This is a genomic window from Bacillus sp. 0909A, from assembly GCF_036765115.1.
GTDB lineage: Bacteria > Bacillota > Bacilli > Bacillales > Bacillaceae > Bacillus > Bacillus mojavensis.
In genome coordinates this window covers 774359-792087 of sequence record NZ_JBAIZU010000002.1, presented here as the reverse complement: position 1 = coordinate 792087, position 17729 = coordinate 774359, and the positions used below count along the sequence as shown (strand labels likewise).

The 17729-nt window shown below is 45.0% G+C and carries 17 protein-coding genes and 1 pseudogene; 8 read left to right on the top strand and 10 right to left on the bottom strand.

What is annotated here, in order from left to right; translation table 11 throughout:
* Positions 1 to 130 precede the first annotated feature (130 nt).
* Complete coding sequence (gene yhfH, locus V6D42_RS09400) at positions 131 to 265, bottom strand: protein YhfH (protein ID WP_010333618.1); 135 nt, start codon at positions 263 to 265, stop codon at positions 131 to 133.
* Positions 266 to 422: 157 nt separating this feature from the next.
* Between yhfH and V6D42_RS09395 the strand changes: the two genes are divergently transcribed.
* The 4 genes from V6D42_RS09395 (at position 423) to V6D42_RS09380 (ending at position 4532) form a co-directional block, all read left to right on the top strand.
* Positions 423 to 1157: an MBL fold metallo-hydrolase gene (locus tag V6D42_RS09395; protein WP_333513031.1), complete on the top strand. Its 735-nt coding sequence runs from the start codon at positions 423 to 425 to the stop codon at positions 1155 to 1157.
* A 12-nt stretch (positions 1158 to 1169) separates the two neighbouring features.
* Complete coding sequence (gene lplJ / locus V6D42_RS09390) at positions 1170 to 2165, top strand: lipoate--protein ligase LplJ (RefSeq protein WP_333513030.1); 996 nt, start codon at positions 1170 to 1172, stop codon at positions 2163 to 2165.
* Between the two features lie 63 nt (positions 2166 to 2228).
* Positions 2229 to 2873, top strand: a complete 645-nt coding sequence (locus V6D42_RS09385) for an SDR family oxidoreductase (protein WP_333513029.1) — start codon at positions 2229 to 2231, stop codon at positions 2871 to 2873.
* 117 nt (positions 2874 to 2990) lie between these two features.
* A complete protein-coding gene (locus V6D42_RS09380) occupies positions 2991 to 4532 on the top strand; it encodes a fatty acid--CoA ligase family protein (RefSeq protein WP_333513028.1) in 1542 nt (513 codons plus the stop codon).
* Between the two features lie 39 nt (positions 4533 to 4571).
* On the opposite strand, the gene V6D42_RS09375 is transcribed toward V6D42_RS09380, so the two are convergent.
* Complete coding sequence (locus V6D42_RS09375) at positions 4572 to 4967, bottom strand: hypothetical protein (RefSeq protein ID WP_010333623.1); 396 nt, start codon at positions 4965 to 4967, stop codon at positions 4572 to 4574.
* A 142-nt stretch (positions 4968 to 5109) separates the two neighbouring features.
* On the opposite strand from V6D42_RS09375, the gene V6D42_RS09370 reads away from it, so the two are divergent.
* Positions 5110 to 6399: a M48 family metallopeptidase gene (locus tag V6D42_RS09370; RefSeq protein ID WP_333513027.1), complete on the top strand. Its 1290-nt coding sequence runs from the start codon at positions 5110 to 5112 to the stop codon at positions 6397 to 6399.
* A 42-nt stretch (positions 6400 to 6441) separates the two neighbouring features.
* Here V6D42_RS09370 and aprE read toward each other — a convergent pair whose 3' ends face one another.
* Positions 6442 to 7587 carry a subtilisin AprE gene (gene aprE / locus V6D42_RS09365; RefSeq protein WP_333513026.1) on the bottom strand — a complete coding sequence of 382 codons (1146 nt, stop codon included), beginning with the start codon at positions 7585 to 7587 and terminating at the stop codon, positions 6442 to 6444.
* A gap of 442 nt (positions 7588 to 8029) precedes the next feature.
* On the opposite strand from aprE, the gene V6D42_RS09360 reads away from it, so the two are divergent.
* The 3 genes from V6D42_RS09360 to V6D42_RS09350 all read left to right on the top strand — a co-directional run bounded on the left by V6D42_RS09360 (position 8030) and on the right by V6D42_RS09350 (position 10769).
* Positions 8030 to 8479 (top strand): GNAT family N-acetyltransferase, encoded by a 450-nt coding sequence (locus tag V6D42_RS09360; protein WP_333513025.1) that lies wholly within the window; start codon positions 8030 to 8032, stop codon positions 8477 to 8479.
* Positions 8480 to 8550: 71 nt separating this feature from the next.
* The gene (locus V6D42_RS09355) at positions 8551 to 9543 is read left to right on the top strand and encodes an NADPH:quinone oxidoreductase family protein (protein ID WP_333513024.1); all 993 of its coding nucleotides are present in this window, start codon (positions 8551 to 8553) and stop codon (positions 9541 to 9543) included.
* A gap of 254 nt (positions 9544 to 9797) precedes the next feature.
* Complete coding sequence (locus V6D42_RS09350; protein WP_333513023.1) at positions 9798 to 10769, top strand: ABC transporter substrate-binding protein; 972 nt, start codon at positions 9798 to 9800, stop codon at positions 10767 to 10769.
* Positions 10770 to 10797: 28 nt separating this feature from the next.
* On the opposite strand, the gene V6D42_RS09345 is transcribed toward V6D42_RS09350, so the two are convergent.
* The 7 genes and pseudogenes from V6D42_RS09345 to V6D42_RS09320 form a co-directional block, all read right to left on the bottom strand.
* Positions 10798 to 11379 carry a histidine phosphatase family protein gene (locus V6D42_RS09345; protein WP_284560429.1) on the bottom strand — a complete coding sequence of 194 codons (582 nt, stop codon included), beginning with the start codon at positions 11377 to 11379 and terminating at the stop codon, positions 10798 to 10800.
* A 70-nt stretch (positions 11380 to 11449) separates the two neighbouring features.
* Positions 11450 to 12544 (bottom strand): acetyl-CoA C-acyltransferase, encoded by a 1095-nt coding sequence (locus V6D42_RS09340; RefSeq protein WP_333513022.1) that lies wholly within the window; start codon positions 12542 to 12544, stop codon positions 11450 to 11452.
* Positions 12541 to 13980 (bottom strand): acyl-CoA synthetase, encoded by a 1440-nt coding sequence (locus tag V6D42_RS09335; RefSeq protein WP_333513021.1) that lies wholly within the window; start codon positions 13978 to 13980, stop codon positions 12541 to 12543. The genes V6D42_RS09340 and V6D42_RS09335 overlap by 4 nt, the downstream gene beginning before the upstream one ends.
* Before the next feature lie 6 nt (positions 13981 to 13986).
* Positions 13987 to 14544, bottom strand: a complete 558-nt coding sequence (locus V6D42_RS09330; protein WP_326192559.1) for a biotin transporter BioY — start codon at positions 14542 to 14544, stop codon at positions 13987 to 13989.
* A 134-nt stretch (positions 14545 to 14678) separates the two neighbouring features.
* The gene (locus V6D42_RS20330; RefSeq protein WP_410034139.1) at positions 14679 to 15476 is read right to left on the bottom strand and encodes a methyl-accepting chemotaxis protein; all 798 of its coding nucleotides are present in this window, start codon (positions 15474 to 15476) and stop codon (positions 14679 to 14681) included.
* Positions 15477 to 15485: 9 nt separating this feature from the next.
* Positions 15486 to 15860: pseudogene (locus V6D42_RS20325) on the bottom strand (protoglobin domain-containing protein); the annotation flags it as partial.
* A gap of 258 nt (positions 15861 to 16118) precedes the next feature.
* Positions 16119 to 17648 (bottom strand): FAD-dependent oxidoreductase, encoded by a 1530-nt coding sequence (locus tag V6D42_RS09320; protein ID WP_333513019.1) that lies wholly within the window; start codon positions 17646 to 17648, stop codon positions 16119 to 16121.
* Between the last annotated feature and the right edge of the window lie 81 nt (positions 17649 to 17729).

Below are 17729 nucleotides of genomic sequence, written 5' to 3'. Positions count from 1 at the left end.
CAGAAAGTGAATCACCAGAATTATCTAAAAACGGGTGAGCTTTGACCCAACCCTAACTATTATTTCAATATAAAGAGAAGTTAGAAGAATGAAGAAAATCTCACACTGTATGCGTGAGATTTTCGCCTCTTTACATATCGCTTACTTTTATACAGTCGTTGCAAATATTTCCATAGCACTCATGCTGCTCATCTATCTTTTTTCCGCATTCCGTGCACTTTTTCGAAGGCAGGTTTCTAAAAAATTCAGTAATTTTCCCTAGCATAACCAATCCCTCTTTCCCCTTTGTAATGTCTTCATTGTAATATAACAGAAAGTAAAATTCAATATCTGTTTTGATACAATGTTTAAAACATGCTTTTTTTTAGAAAAATGGGTATATTGAAGGAGGATCAATTTTCTATACAAAGAAGGAGGACATTATGAAAGTTACAGTTATCGGATGCTACGGCGGTTTTCCGGCCGCAAATGAAGCGACGTCGGGCTACTTGTTTCAATCGGGGGATTATTCATTGCTTGTGGATTGCGGAAGTGCCGTGTTATCTAAGCTGTTTGGATATGTCCCGGCGGAAAAGCTGAATGCTGTGGTTCTGTCTCATTATCACCATGACCATATTGCCGACATCGGGCCGCTGCAATTTGCCAAGCAAGTCGGATCGTTCCTCGGCAAAGGAGAGCACACGCTTCCGATTTACGGACATGATGCTGATATAGAACAGTTTCAAAAGCTTACATATAAAACGCATACGCAAGGGTTTGCCTATCAGCCTGATCAGCCGCTGACTGTCGGTCCGTTTACGATTACCTTTTTAAAAACGGTTCACCCGGTGACTTGTTATGCGATGAGGATTACTGACGGCAGCCATACTGTTGTGTATACTGCTGATTCGAGCTATCAGGATTCATTTATTCCGTTTGCGGAAAACGCTGATTTATTGATCTCAGAATGCAATTTTTATGCTGATCAAGATGGGACAAGCGCAGGCCATATGAACAGCTTGGAAGCAGGGCGAATTGCAGAAGAAGCGGGAGCTGGCGAGCTGCTGCTGACTCATTTGCCTCATTTCGGCGTGCATGACAATCTCCGCAAAGAAGCCAAGACCGTTTTTAACGGGGAAGTGAACATTGCGAAATCTGGTTTTGTGTGGGAAAGATAAAGGAGGAACACCATGTTATTTATTGACAATCAACATATCAATGATCCGCGGATCAATCTGGCCATCGAGGAGTATTGCCTGAAATATTTAGACCCTGAACAGCCGTATTTGCTTTTTTACGTGAATCAGCCGTCTATCATCATCGGAAAAAACCAAAATACAATAGAAGAAATCAATACAAAGTATGTAGAGGAAAACGGAATTATCGTCGTTCGCCGTTTATCAGGCGGCGGGGCTGTGTATCATGATTTAGGGAATTTGAATTTCAGCTTTATCACGAAGGATGACGGTGACAGCTTTCATAACTTCAAAAAATTCACTGAGCCGGTGATTCAGGCGTTACATCAGCTTGGAGTGGAAGCGGAATTAAGCGGCCGGAATGATATTGTGGTAAATGGACGCAAAATATCAGGGAACGCCCAATTTGCCACAAGAGGCCGCATCTTCAGCCACGGCACCCTCATGTTTGATTCAGCCATTGATCATGTTGTGTCGGCTTTAAAAGTCAAAAAGGATAAAATTGAATCAAAGGGCATCAAATCAATTAGAAGCCGTGTGGCAAACATCAGTGAGTTTCTTGATGATAAAATGACGACCGACGAATTCCGCAGTCATTTGCTCAAACATATTTTCAATACAAATCACATTCAAGATGTGCCGGAGTATAAGCTGACTGAAAAAGATTGGGAAGTCATTCGCAAAATCTCGGAAGAACGCTATCAAAATTGGGACTGGAACTACGGCCGCTCACCCAAATTTAACCTGAACCATTCGAAGCGTTATCCGATCGGGTCCATAGATTTGCGTTTGGAAGTAAAAAAAGGGAAAATTGAAGACTGCAAAATTTTCGGTGATTTCTTCGGTGTGGGCGATGTGTCGGAAATTGAAAACCTGCTGATTGGAAAGCAATATGAGCGCAGTGTGATTGCTGATGCCCTGGCTGATGTGAATCTGAAGCATTATTTTGGGAACATTACGAAAGAAGATTTTCTTGATCTGATTTATTAATGTGAAACACATTGTTTGAAAGGAAATTTGTGTTTTGAAATAATGGAGGCAGGAGGGATTCACATGAAAGTGTTTTTAATCGGAGCGAACGGACAAATCGGACAAAGACTTGTTTCTTTATTCAAAGAGAATGCTGATCATTCCGTCAGAGCGATGGTCAGAAAAGAAGAACAAAAAGCATCTTTGGAAGCGGCCGGAGCGGAAGCTGTGCTAGCAAATCTAGAAGGAAGCCCGGAAGAAATCGCAGCCGCGGCAAAAGGCTGTGATGCGATTATTTTTACGGCGGGTTCCGGGGGCAGCACAGGCTATGATAAAACGCTGCTGGTGGATCTTGACGGAGCGGCAAAAGCAATAGAGGCTGCGGAAATCGCGGGAATCAAACGTTTTATTATGGTCAGCGCCCTGCAGGCCCACCGCCGTGAAAATTGGAATGAGGCACTTAAACCTTATTACGTGGCTAAACATTATGCTGATAAAATTCTGGAATCCAGCGGCTTAGCCTATACGATTATTCGTCCGGGAGGCCTTCGCAATGAACCGGGAACAGGAACGGTTTCCGCAGCTCCAGATCTAGAGCGGGGATCTATATCACGTGAAGACGTTGCGGTAGCAGTTATTGCCTCTTTAGATGAGACCAACACGGAAAATCGGGCTTTTGATCTGACTGAAGGAGATACACCGATTGCCGAAGCTTTGAAGAATCTATAACAGTACTGACACTCGGGGCTTTTTGCTCTTGAGTGTTTTTTTGTGTTTCTCTATAATGAAGAGGAAAGTTTATCTTCAATAATGAATGACTACTCATTCACTTTAAGGGGTGGGAGAATGAATCTGGTTTCGAAATTAGAAGAGACAGCATCTGAGAAGCCGGACAGCATCGCATGCAGGTTTAGGGATCAAGTGATTACTTACAAGGAACTGAATGACAATATTCAGCGTTTTGCGGATGGCCTTCAGGAAGCGGGTATGGAAAAAGGGGACCATCTTGCTTTGCTGCTTGGCAATTCGCCTGATTTTGTCATCGCATTTTTCGGCGCATTAAAGGCCGGTATTGTGGTGGTGCCGATCAATCCGACGTACACGCCGACAGAAATCGGCTATATGCTGACAAACGGTGATGTCAAAGCAATCGTAGGAGTAGATCAGCTTTTGCCGATTTATGAAAGCATGCATGAATCTTTGCCAAAGGTCGAACTCGTCATTTTATGCCGGACGGGAGAAAATGAGCCGGAAGCTTCAGACCCCGAGGTCAGAATGAAAATGACAACGTTTACAAAATTGTTGCGTCCGGCACCCGATGCTGCACGCCATCCAGAGCTTGTACCTGATGATACAGCGGTTATTTTATATACATCAGGAACAACGGGAAAACCGAAAGGCGCGATGCTGACCCACCAGAATTTGTTCAGCAATGCAAACGATGTCGCCGGGTATTTGGGAATGGATGAGAGAGACAATGTAGTCTGCGCTCTTCCGATGTTTCATGTTTTTTGCTTAACTGTCTGCATGAATGCTCCGCTGATGAGCGGCGCATGCGTGCTGATTGAACCGCAGTTCAGCCCTGCATCTGTCTTTAAGCTTGTAAAGCAGCAGCAGGCAACCATTTTTGCCGGCGTGCCTACGATGTATAATTATTTATTCCAGTATGAAGAAGGCAAGGCAGATGATTTTTCTTCTATTCGGCTGTGCATCTCGGGTGGTGCGGCTATGCCGGTCGCGCTGCTTACAGCATTTGAAGAGAAATTCGGCGTAACCATTTTGGAGGGCTACGGGCTTTCAGAAGCATCGCCGGTCACATGCTTTAACCCGTTTGACAGAGGGAGAAAACCAGGCTCCATCGGGACAAGTATTTTGCACGTCGAAAACAAGGTCGTCGATCCGCTCGGACGGGAAGTCCCTGATCACCAGGTGGGCGAATTAATCGTAAGAGGGCCCAATGTGATGAAGGGCTATTATAATATGCCGATGGAAACGAAGCATGCCTTAAAGGACGGGTGGCTCTATACGGGAGACCTGGCAAGGCGGGATGAGGATGGTTATTTTTACATTGTTGACCGGAAAAAAGACATGATTATTGTAGGCGGGTACAATGTGTATCCGCGTGAAGTGGAAGAGGTGCTGTACAGCCACCCGGACGTAAAGGAGGCTGTTGTCATCGGCGTGCCTGATGCTGAAAGCGGCGAAGCGGTAAAGGGGTATGTCGTACCGAAACGGTCTGGTGTCACAGAAGCAGAAATGATGGCGCATTGCGAAAAGCATCTGGCAAAATACAAACGGCCTGCCGCGATCATCTTTCTTGATGACATTCCGAAAAATGCGACAGGCAAAATGCTCAGACGGGCGCTGAAAGATATGTTGCCTCATTAATGTGAGAAAAGCGAAGCAGCGGGCTTCGCTTTTTCATTTTTAATCCTTTGCTTCTTTTTTAATGATGTTTTGCAGCGCTTTGGTATCGTTTCGCGTTAATTTGTAATACGTGCCGTCTTTCAAAAAAACGGCCTGCTGGCTGTCGTCAATCCATAATCTGAATGAGTCAAATCTGTCTTTATGAAATTTTACCGTGCCTTCATAATCAGGAGCTGATGTTTTCTCAGTTTTCAGCTGTTTTCCCTGATTCATAATGTCCAGCATATCTTTGACGTGCTGTCTTTTTTCGATTTCAATCTTTTCCCGCCCGTCTGAAGACAGGGTGATCAATTCCGCATCAACCGATTGATACACATCGCCTGACCGGCTGTAAAGGTAGAAAAATGCAATAAACACAAGACCGATAACCACGATGGCTGCTACTAATTTTTTCATCTGCATCACTCCAAACATTTGCTAGTTTCTCCAGCAGTGGGTGATTCCATGCGGAAAAGTCCAAACTCACAGCTTGGTTCTAAGAAATTGAATTTATGATTACAATAGAAGTAATGGGTCTAGATGTGAGGAGTGAGGCGTTATGCGCAAGTGGATTGCGGGTGCAGGGCTTGCATATGTGCTGTATGGGATTTTTTTCTATTGGTATTTTTTTATGTCCGGCGATTCTGCTGTGCCGGAGGCCGTGAAAGGAACACAGGCTGACCCGGCTTCTTTCATGAAGCCGTCCCAATTAGCTGTCGCCGAACAGTACTCTGACATGAAGAACTTTTTATTTTTTATCAGTATTCCTCTTGATTGGTTTCTGTTTTTTGTATTGCTGGTCAGCGGCGTTTCAAAAAAAATTAAGAAATGGATGGAAGCGGCCGTGCCCTTTCGTTTTTTGCAGATAATTGGTTTTGTGTTTGTGCTTTCGCTGATCACAACGTTAGTGACGCTGCCTTTAGATTGGATAGGCTATCAGGTATCGCTTGATTACAATATTTCGACGCAGACAGCCTCCAGCTGGGCTAAGGACCAGGTCATAGACTTTTGGATCAGTTTTCCGATCTTTACGCTCTGCGTTCTCGTGTTTTATTGGCTGATCAAAAAGCATGAAAAAAAATGGTGGTTTTACGCCTGGCTGTTAACAGTGCCGTTTTCGCTGTTTCTGTTTTTTATTCAGCCGGTGATTATTGATCCTTTATACAACGATTTTTACCCATTGAAAAACAAAGAGCTGGAAAGCAAAATCTTAGCACTGGCAGAAGAAGCCGATATCCCGGCTGATCATGTGTATGAAGTGAATATGTCAGAGAAAACAAACGCGCTTAATGCCTATGTGACAGGAATTGGGGCCAATAAGCGGATTGTTCTGTGGGATACAACGCTGAATAAACTCGACGATTCGGAAATTCTCTTTATTATGGGGCACGAAATGGGCCATTATGTGATGAAACACGTGTATATCGGATTGGCCGGCTATTTAATCGTGTCGCTAGCGGGATTTTATATGGTTGATAAGCTTTACAAGCGGGGGGTACGCTTTGCACGCAATCTGTTTCATGTAGAGGGCCGGCATGATCTTGCGGCATTGCCGCTGTTATTGCTTATCGTGTCTGTTTTGAGTTTTGCCGTTACACCTTTTTCTAATGCCGTTTCCCGTTATCAGGAGAATAAGGCAGACCAATATGGGATTGAGCTGACAGGGGACAGCGAAGCCGCAGTCAGAACGTTTCAGGATTTGGCTGTTACGGGGCTGAGCCAGGTTGATCCGCCTTTTCTCGTGAAACTTTTCAGAGGGAGCCATCCTTCGATCATGGAGCGGATTCAACATGCGGAAACCGATGAAAATACGTCAGAACACCCGGCCACAGAACAGGGGGCCGATTAATAAAAAAGAAGCAGGTATGGAGTGGCCTGCTTCTCTTTTATCTTATTGTGCAGCTGCTTGTACATTGATTAAGCCTTTTCCATAGTAGAAAGAGCTTCCAAGGTATGTTGCAGTGCTTTCTAAACGATCACGGACTTGCGCGTTTGTCCAAGTCGGGTGCTTAGAAAGAATTAACGCTGCTGCTCCGGCAACGTGAGGAGTCGCCATTGACGTTCCGTTGTAAGCGCCGTAAGTGCCTCCAGGCAGTGTGCTTTGGATGGATACGCCAGGAGCCATCACATCAAGCTCAGAACCTGCGCTTGAGAATGAAGCTCTTTGGTTGCTGCTGTTTACTGCGCCTACCGCAATAGTAGAAGGATATTTTGCAGGGTAGCCGACTGTGCTTGTGCTGCCTGAACTTCCTTCGTTTCCGGCTGCGGCAACAACGACGATACCGCGTGCAACCGCTTTATCGACTACTGTTTTCAACGCTGTAGACCCAGTAGGTCCGCCAAGGCTCATGTTGATGACATCCATGTTGTTAGAAATCGCCCATTCAATGCCGTTAATAATCCAGCTGTATTGGCCGCTTCCTGTAGAATCAAGCACTTTTACTGCATATAACGATGCGCTAGGCGCTACGCCCAGAACACCAATTGTGTTATTAAGAGCGGCAACAGTACCGGCTACATGCGTGCCGTGAGAACTGCCGTCTTGGTATGGGTTTGTTTCAGAAGGTACGAAGCTTGCTCCGCCTCGAACGTTTAAGTCAGGATGAGAAGAGTCAATTCCGCTGTCGATGACAGCTACTTTTACATTAGAGCCTGTGTAGCCTTGAGAGTGAAGAGCCGGCGCTTTAATTTGAGAAATGCCGTAAGGAACAGATTGCGCATATTCATGTGCAACATGATCTTCTTCCACATAAGCAACACTCGGATCTTTTTTCAGTTCTTTTACAGCTTTTTCATCCAATGTCGCCGCGGCTGCATTTACATACTTAAATTGCTTTTGAACTTTCCCGCCTTTTTCAGAAATAACATCTTTTTTCTTGGCGGTGCTCATAGCTCCCATTGTCTGTTTAAATCCGACAATGTACTTCTTTTCTTCACTGTTTTTTCCGGCAGCCTGTGCAGACATGTTGCTGAATGCCATCGTGAAGATTAGCGTGAACGCAAACAATAAGCTGATCCACAATTTTTTGCTTCTCACTCTTTACCCTCTCCTTTTACAATTTCAGAGCAGCCTATTGATAGACTATTCTGTGAATTTATTGTAATAGATTGGATAATATTTTAGTAGACCCATTTTTTTGAGATTGTTTTATTTCTATTTAGGTATATCATCTCTCGCTATTTCTATAGAGACTCGAAATAACTGTATTCATTCAGTAAAGAATGAAAATAGACATGAGTAAATAATCATTATGTTGAAATTTCATGTTTTTTCAGGTTAAATCCTCCCGCGACCAGAAAAAAACCTGTCGAATAAATCAGTTCCAATGACCTGCATGTTTTTCTTTGAGATCAATGGATATTATCGTGATATTTTTTCCATGCATGCTGAAAAAAGTATTCTGATCAATATGGTTTACAGAAAATTCTATTAAATATAAAATGAAATTCTTAACAACATATAGAGAGAAGGAAAAGGGATGAACATTCGACAAGCTGAAACAGCAGATGCCGCAGCCGTTGCGCCGCTGTTTAATCAGTATCGGGAATTTTATAAGCAGGCGTCTGATCTGGAAGGAGCAGAGGCTTTTTTGAAAGCACGCCTGGACAATGAAGAGTCTGTTATTTTTATCGCGGAAGAAAATGGGGAATTCATAGGTTTTACACAGCTTTACCCAGCCTTTTCCTCCGTGGCTATGAAAAGAATCTACATATTAAATGATTTATTTGTCGCTCCTTCTGTACGAAAAAAGGGAGTTGGCCGGCGGCTGCTTTCCGCTGCAAAGGATTACGCCTCGGAAAACGGAGCGAAATGTGTAAAGCTGCAGACGGAACATCACAACCGGACGGCAAGAAGTTTATATGAGCAAAACGGCTATGAAGAGGAAACGGCATTTGTGCATTACAGCCTTAATGTGCCGGAGAAGTGAAAATAGATGCCTCATGATTTGTTTTTTTGGCTGATGTTCGGTTACGATAAAGATGAAAAGGAGTGTGCCGAATGTCAACGTTATTTCAAGCATTGCTGGCAGAAAAAAATGCAGATGATGTTTCAGTCAATGTCAAAACCATATCAACAGAGGATTTGCCGAAAGACGGCGTGCTGATTAAAACAGCATATTCTGGCATCAACTACAAAGACGGCTTGGCCGGAAAAGCAGGCGGCAATATTGTTAGAGAATATCCGCTTATTTTAGGCATTGATGCCGCAGGTACGGTTGTCTCTTCAAATGATCCGCGTTTTGCCGAAGGAGATGAAGTCATTGCGACAAGCTATGAGCTTGGTGTCTCACGCCATGGCGGATTAAGCGAATATGTTTCAGTGCCTGGCGACTGGCTGGTGCCTTTGCCAAAGAACCTTTCGCTGCAGGAAGCGATGGCGTACGGAACGGCGGGGTTTACAGCGGCGTTATCTGTCCATCGTCTTGAACAGAACGGACTCTCTCCTGAAAAAGGGAGCGTGCTTGTCACCGGAGCAACCGGAGGTGTCGGGGGAATTGCAATATCGATGCTCAGCAGACGCGGCTACAATGTGGTCGCAAGCACAGGAAACCGGGAGGCGGCTGACTATTTGAAGCAGCTCGGTGCTGATGAAGTGATCAGCAGGGAAGATGTCTATGATGGAAAACGTAAGGCGCTGTCCAAGCAGCAATGGCAAGGAGCCGTTGATCCTGTCGGCGGGAAGCAGCTTGCCTCCCTTTTAAGCAAAATCCAATATGGCGGATCTGTCGCAGTGAGCGGTTTAACGGGCGGGGGAGAGGTTCCTGCAACGGTGTATCCGTTTATTCTTCGCGGAGTCAGTCTGCTGGGAATTGATTCAGTGTACTGTCCGATGGATGTCAGAGCCGCTGTTTGGGAGCGCATGTCTTCTGATCTCAAGCCTGATCAGCTGCTGACTATCGTAGACAAGGAAGTCTCTTTAACAGAAGCACCTGATGCGTTAAACGATATTTTGCAAAATCACATTCAAGGAAGAGTCCTTGTAAAACTGTAAAATGAGAAGTTTCGGCTTGCAGAAAAAACGATGCTTTTTCTGCAAGCTTTCTTTGTCTAGAATATGCAAGTTCATTCAATGCTTCTGTATCACATGAAAGCATACCCGTTTTCAAACATTCCTCCCAATCATCACCCCATTCCAAATGAAACTTTCTAATCTGATTTTCAATAATAATAGTGATAATGATTATCATTCCGTGTTATACTATTTTTTGGACACCTCAATTGAGATACAGGAGAGACTGGAATATTATGAAAAAAACACTGATTATTCTTACAGTTTTACTTCTTTCTGTTTTGACTGCGGCTTGTTCTTCTTCAGCCGGCCATCAAAACAGTGAAGAAAATAAAGCAGCGGTAACACATGATTTAGGGAAAACGAACGTGCCTGAGCATCCGAAGCGGGTCGTTGTGCTTGAGCTTGGCTTTATCGACACTTTGCTTGATCTCGGCATTACGCCTGTTGGAGTGGCGGATGACAATAAAGCAAAGCAGCTGATCAACAAGGATGTACTGAAAAAAATTGACGGCTACACCTCTGTCGGCACACGGTCACAGCCAAGCATGGAAAAAATCGCTTCGCTAAAACCGGATTTGATTATTGCAGACACGACCCGTCATAAGAAGATATATGATCAGCTGAAAAACATCGCCCCGACGATTGCGCTTAATAATTTAAATGCTGATTATCAGGATACAATTGACGCTTCGCTTACCATTGCAAAAGCAGTCGGCAAAGAGAAGGATATGGAGAAAAAGCTGACAGCGCATGAAGAAAAAGTGAATGAAACAAAGAGAAAGATCAGTGCGAATAGCCAATCTGTGCTTTTGATTGGAAATACAAATGACACGATTATGGCCAGAGATGAAAATTTCTTCACATCGAGACTTTTAACACAAGTCGGCTATCAATATGCGATCAGCACGTCCGATAACAAAAAAACCGGTAATGGCGGCGACTCTGTGAACATGAAAATGACACTTGAGCAGCTGCTGAAAACAGACCCGGATGTAATCATCCTGATGACAGGAAAAACAGACGATATTGACGCGGACGGCAAACGCCCGATCGAAAAAAATGTTCTGTGGAAGAAGCTGAAGGCAGTGAAAAACGGACATGTGTACCATGTTGACCGTCAGGTATGGTCTCTGCGCCGCAGTGTGGATGGAGCGAATGCCATTTTAGATGAACTTCAAAATGATATGGCAGCGGAAAATACATAAGAAAAGACAGGCAAACGCCTGTCTTTTCTTATTGAATAAAACCGGATAAGTGGCTATTGATGTTATAATTTTTAATTTTCCATTTTTCTTCTGCAAATTCAATGTTGCTGAGGCAGGCATTGACAAGGCGCGTATTTTGAAGCTCAGGATCACCGCCGGAAATCTCTGTCAGCAGTGCGTGAATCGCTGCACCGTGCGCGACAATCAGTACCTTTTGATTTGGATATGCGTGATTTACTTTTACCAATCCGCCCATCAGCCTGTCCGTGAGCTCTTCCAGCGTTTCCATGTTTGGATAGTTCTTGTCCGGATAGCGCTTTGTCCGTTCTTCAAGCGGCATACCCTCCGCGTCCCCGTAATCACGCTCCTTAAAGTCATCCATCTCGACGATAGGAAGATTGAGGAATTCATTAATAATGTCCGCGGTTCTTCTGGCTCTTTTCAGCGGGCTGGTGACAATGATATCCCAAGAGAAATCTTTTAAGTATTCTCCGGTTTCCTTTGCCTGGCGTTCGCCTGTCGCGTTCAGCGGGATATCTGTTTTCCCTTGGCATTTTTGCTGCAGGTTCCAATCGGTTTCTCCGTGTCTTACTAAGCAAACGGCTGTCATAAAATCCCCTTCCTGACTTTGATCTTATCGTTATTATACTAAATTAGAGGCATGCATCCTATGAAAAAGCCTATGCCAACACCTCAAATAATAAAGCCAAACCGATTCCGCCGCCGCTTCCGATGGCAGCGACAGCATATTGACAGCCTGTCCGTCTTTGCGCCTCATAAAACAATCTGGTGACCAGTGCAGCCCCGGAAGTGCCGTAAGGATGGCCGAGAGCTAATGCGCCGCCCCGCACATTGATTTTCGAATAGGGAATACCAAGTTCTTGTGAGCAGACGCATATTTTAACGGCAAAGGCTTCGTTGATTTCGTATAAACCGATATCGTCAGTCGTCAGCTCGTTTGCAGCTAATAGCTTTCTGATCGCTTCAACCGGAGCGGCGGACGGATAGTTGGGATGAATGCCGCTAACGGCGCTTCCGATATAGCGCAGCACAGGTTTATAGCCGAGGGATGCAGCTTTTTTCTCTTCCATGACAAGGAGTGCAGCCGCCCCATCTGATATGCCGCTGCTGTTGGCGGCTGTAACCGTTCCGGAGCTGGTGTCAAACACCGGCTTTGCACGAGAAATGATTGCTTCCATCGGCCGTCTTTTCAAGAAAGCTTCGTCTGTTTCCAACTCCCCGAGAGGAACAATCTCTTCACGGTACAATCCTTCGGTATGAGCACTCCAGCTGCGGTGATAGCTGAGAAGCGCGTATTCGTCCTGTATGCTTCTTGGGATGGCATAGCGTGCTGCTGTATATTCGGCCGCCATGCCCATATCGGGATCACCAACAGTGTCCGGTGAAAAGCGGGCTCTCTCTGAAAAAGGCGATCGGCTGCTGCTTTCTGAGCCGCCTGCGATATAAATGCTTCCGGCACCCGCTTTGATAAGATTGCATGCGGAACGCACTGCTTCAAGCCCTGAGCCGCATTGTCTGTCAATTGTCATGCCGGGAACAGATAAAGGAAGTCCGGCTTGAAGTGCTGACAGCCGGGCGAGGTTGCCGCCTCTGCCAGTGGCGTTTCCCAACATTACCTCGTCAATTTGATCCTCTAACTTTCGGCCGAGACAGCTGATGAGAGGAGCGGCCAAGTCCTCCGGCAGAAACTGCTTCAGCAGACCGTTTTCTTTTCCGAAAATCGTTCGTTTTGCGTCTGCAATCACCGCGTTCAATCCACCACACTCCGCAGCCATTCTTTTACACTTGAACGGGCAATTTTGCCGCTGTTGGTTTCTGGAATATTGTCTGTAAATACCCATTTTTTCGGGATTTTGTAGGATGCCAGTTTGTGCCTGCACCAGGCTTTCAGTTTTTTGGCATCTGTATTCCCGCAAATGACGGCCACGGCAATTTCTCCCCAATACTCGTCCGGAATGCCCGACACAGCTGCTTTTTCAACCTCTGGGCAGGAGAGAAGCACACGCTCAACTTCTTCAGGGAATATATTTAATCCGCCATATACAATCATTCCGTTTTCCCGTCCTGCAATGTACAGAAATCCCTCTTCATCAACATATCCCATGTCATCTACTGTCATCCATTCCGATTGATCTGGTATGCGGCTGTTTACATAGCCTGAGAACTTCATCGGGCTTTTGACGAATATTTTCCCGATTTCCCCCGGCTGACAGAGGTCCCCGGCGGTGCTGCGAATCTCTATGCGGACATTATGAAAAGGGCGGCCCGCTGAATGAGGTTTTCGTTTGCTGTCTTCCGGTGAGAGATACGCAACAAAGCTAAGCTCAGATGTGCCGTAAAAATCGTACAGCTTCAAATGAGGCCATTTGGCTGCGAGATTCTCCTTGGATGCTGCCGGCCAGTCCGCTCCCGATGAAATGATTGTAACGGAGCTGTCAGGAAAAGCGTGAATGTTGGCGAGGGCATCTGTCATTGTCGGTACGGTATAAAGTACGCTGATGGATTTCTGTGTGAACCACTCCTTCGTTTGAGCGGGGATGAATTTTTTAAGCAAACAAACGGTTCCCCCGAGATACAGAGTGCTGACAGCACCGTATAAAAAGTGAGAAGACATTAGCGTTCCCGGAATCAGAACTTTGTCATTTGAGGAGACCAAAAAATCTTTTTTTGTACACTGAAAGCTTTCAACCCAAGAGCGATGAGAGCGCGTAAATGCTTTCGGCTTGCCTGTTGAGCCTGACGTAAAGCCCATATAAAAGGGAAGCTCCGGATCAACGGCGGGTGCCGGGTCAGCGGATGCCTCAGTGATATGCGCCATACAGTCTTCCAGCCAAACAACGGGTGTCAGACAATCTGTCAGTTTGTTTTTAAAAAGAGATGAAGCCACAACAAAATCAGCACCGCTTAAAGCCAGCCGCTCACCGCATTCAGCCGCACTCCAGCGTGTATCAATGGGAACGGCCGTACACCCGGCCGCGGCAGCTCCGGCAAACAGCTGTAAAAATGCAAGGCTGTTTGGGAGCAGGATGGCTACACGTTTTGGAACGTTTGGCTGTGTCCGCAGCCAATTGGCAGTTTGGGTGACGAGCCGATTCCACTCCCGATATGTAATATGTTCAGATTCAGTTTGGATCGCGATTCGACTTGGATTTTTATCGGCAAAGGATCTATATGTATGTGTAATCGTCACAGAATGTCAGCCTCCTTTTGTATACATCGTATCAGAAAGAGACAAGGCTTGGGTGATTTTAATGGCAAGCAGCGCAGATGCTGCCGCTTTTAATAAATCGCCGGGAACAAATGAAAGACTTATAAAACCCGCCTGTAACAGATCCATATGCATGATAAAAGCCTGTACAGGAATCCCAAGCAGGTAAATAAAGGTGATGCCGAATACAATATGAATGAAAAAGAGACGGAACACCGTTACCTTACGCAGTCTGTGAACGGTTAGGCTGATCAGCCATGAGGCGAACGGATAAGCCATCAGAAAACCCGCGCTCGGTCCGAAAAAAACGCCAAACCCGCCACGGCCGCCGGGCAATAACGGTGCTCCAAAGGCGACTAGCAGCAAAAAGACAAGCTGGCTTAAAAAAGCGGCTTTGGGTCTGAGGATGCTGCCGGCCAGCATGACACCGAGCGTCTGTAGCGTTATGGGAACGGGTGTAAAGGATAAGAAAAGAGGGGGGATAAAACCAAGCACTGCCATCAGTGCAGTAAAGATTGCAATGTGCATCATGTCTATTAATTTCATATGAAACCCTCCAGCTAACGAATAAAATATGGTTCTACAATAAATGCAGACAGCTTTTATGTCAACTTAATATTAATAGAGGTTTACAAAAGGAGCGTAAAAAACCGGCCCTGCGTTCGGCCGGTTTTTGATGATTATTCTTCTGTAAGTATGACAAGCGAATCAACAGAGGCAGCCACATGAGAAACAGCGCGGCTGACTTCCTGGAGCCCTCCGAGAAAGGCTTGCAGATCGACGTCAATTTTTCCGGATTGTTCTTTGCTGACTTTCATGCTGTGAACGATTTCATCGAATAAACGGTTAATTTGTGTCATTTTTTCTTTGCTTTCGCTGACAAGCCCGTTCACGTCTTTAATATGCTTCGACACGATGTTGATTTGTGTATTGGTGTTGTTCACAAGCTCGGACACTGTAGAAACGGTTTTTTTCGTATCTTCAGACAGCTTCCGCACTTCATTGGCCACAACGGCAAAGCCTTTGCCGTGTTCGCCTGCACGGGCTGATTCAATAGATGCGTTTAGTGACAGAAGATTCGTTTGTTCGGCAATGCCTGTGACGATGCCGAAGATTTTTTCAATTTGCTGTGCGATTTCATCCAGCTTGACCATTTCTTTTTCGATTTGGACGAGGCTCGTATCAATTCGATTCATCTGTTTTTGCTGGATTTCAAGCTCTTTTTTCCCGCCGATCGACTTTTCTTCAACGGTGCTGGATGTGACTGTGCCGGCTTTGGATGCTTCGGAAATGCCTTCAGATTTGTCAACAAGCTCTTGAACGGATCTGCTCGTTTCTGAAAACAGATTTGCGATCGACCCGGAGGTTTCTTGGATTTTCTGATGCAGAAGATTTTTCTTTTCCTCTTGCTCATCGCGAGTTTGGTTGTACTCAGCTTGAAACGCTTCAAGAACAAGCTGCTGTTCTAAGTTTAAGATTTTGGTTGTCGCTTTGATTGCTTTCAGCAGTTCATGGTGATCTGTAATTGATTTTTCATAAATATCAATCATTGATAGAAGCAATTCCTGAAACGCCCCCATGTACCATTTTGGCAGAAGGCCGATTCGTAAATGGATAGAAGCAATTTTATTTCGTTTTTCAATGAATTCATCATCAATGACACCGGCAAACATTTCCTGAATATGCCGTTTTAACGTTTGTTTTAAGCGGTCAACTGAGCTGTGGTCGTTAATGATATCCATTAATGAGCTTTCATGGTCGAGGTTTTTATAGAAAGCGTCAACGATGTAAACAATGTTTTCTTGGATTAAGGGCTGAAGCTCCTGCAGCACGTGCAGCTCTAGGTCTCCCAGTCTGACCATTTTGAGCTGTTTTTTCACATCTGAGAACTTGTTTGTGAGCTGAATGCGATTTTTTTGCTGGGCGTTTGAATCTGAAAAATAAGCTGTTTCTTTTTTTCTATCTTTTTTAAATAACAATACAGTGATCCCCCTTGGGAAAAATATAATTTTACTTTTGGTTTTTTAAGCCTTTTTCTTTTTTATCGGTCAAGAGGAGCACGAATGAAGACGCCAGATAGAAATTATTTATAAAAAAAACCGTTCAGTTCACTGAACGGTTTAATCAAGGTCAATTTGTTTTAATGGTTTGATGGCCGGCCCTTCGACTACCTCACCGTTTGGTTTAAAGCGTGATCCGTGGCACGGACAATCCCATGTGTGCTCTCCATCGTTCCATTCCACTTCACAGCCTAAATGGGTGCAGGTTGTATCAACAAGATGCAGGCATCCCGTTTCATCTCTGAATGCCCCCGCGCGTCTGCCGTTAATGGTGACGGCTTTTCCTTCACCTGGCGCGATCTCTTCAAACTCGACGTCGGGCTTTTCAAGCTTTCCTTTAATGAAATGCTTGGCCACATCTGCATTGTAAGAAATCACCTTTTGCAAGCCGGGATTCAGATGAAAACGCGACGGTGTAAAAATGCTCTCATATGGATTGTCTTTTTTCTCCACAAGGTCTGACAAAAGCTGAGCTGCGACAGCTGATGATGTCATACCCCATTTTTTGAAGCCGGTCGCAACGAGAATATTGTCTTCGTTTTCAGACATAGGCCCGATGAAAGGGATTTTGTCGATAGTTACGAGATCCTGTGTGGACCAGTAATAGGGAATGCTTTCGATTCCAATTGTGCTTTCTGCCAATTGTCTCAGCGTTTCGTAATGTGTCGACATATCTTTTCCTTGGCCTGTTTTATGGCTTACTCCGCTGAATAGAATCAGCTTTTCTCCGTTAGCAATGGTGTAGCGAAGCGCAACTGACGGCTGATCTATACTTACATACATGCCCTCAGGATAGTCGATCTTCGGCTTGACGGCGAGGACATAGGATCTGTCAGAATACATTCTGGTTGCATATAATCCGCCCCCGTCATAAAAAGGGAAATGGGAGCAGCATACGATAAATCGGCTTTTAATGGCGTGCCGGCTTTTTGTAACAACTTCAGGCATTTCTCCTTTTTTAATATCAAGCGCAACAGTCTCTTCAAAAATCCGTCCGCCCTTTTGCACGATCTGATCAAGGAGCGCGGTTAAAAAGTGAAGCGGGTGAAATTGGGCTTGATTCTTCATTACAAGCGCCAGCTTAGAGCCGACGGGAAGGGGAAGATCTTTTACGAGGTCTCTCTCAATCCCTAGTTTTGTATATGCCTCATGCTCAGTGCGGATTTTTTGTACAGCATCTTCACTTGTTGTGTAAAGGTAAGCATCTTGTTTGGTCCATTCGCAATCGATCTGATGTCCATCAACAATCCCTTTTATGTAATCAATTGCATTTTGGTTCGCTTCATAATAAAGCCTTGCGTGGTTCAACCCGAAGTTGCGGATAAATTCATCATAGATCATATCGTGCTGCGCTGTCACTTTTGCCGTTGTGTGGGCCGTTGTGCCATTGAGAACCTGATTCGCTTCAATCAGAACGACTCGGAAGCCTCTTTTGGACAGCTCATAGGCCGTCGTGATTCCTGTAATGCCTCCTCCAATAATGGTGACATCACATTCCGTATCCTCTTGCAGCGCCGGAAAAGAAGGCAAGTCCGCCGATGTTCTCCAATATGTTTCAGGAGCTTCTTTTGAAAAATGTTGATTAGCCAAGCCATTGTACCTCCAATATCATTTATTCTTAATTTTTCCACTTTCTATCTTTTCATACATAGGAAGCAGGCTTTATTCATA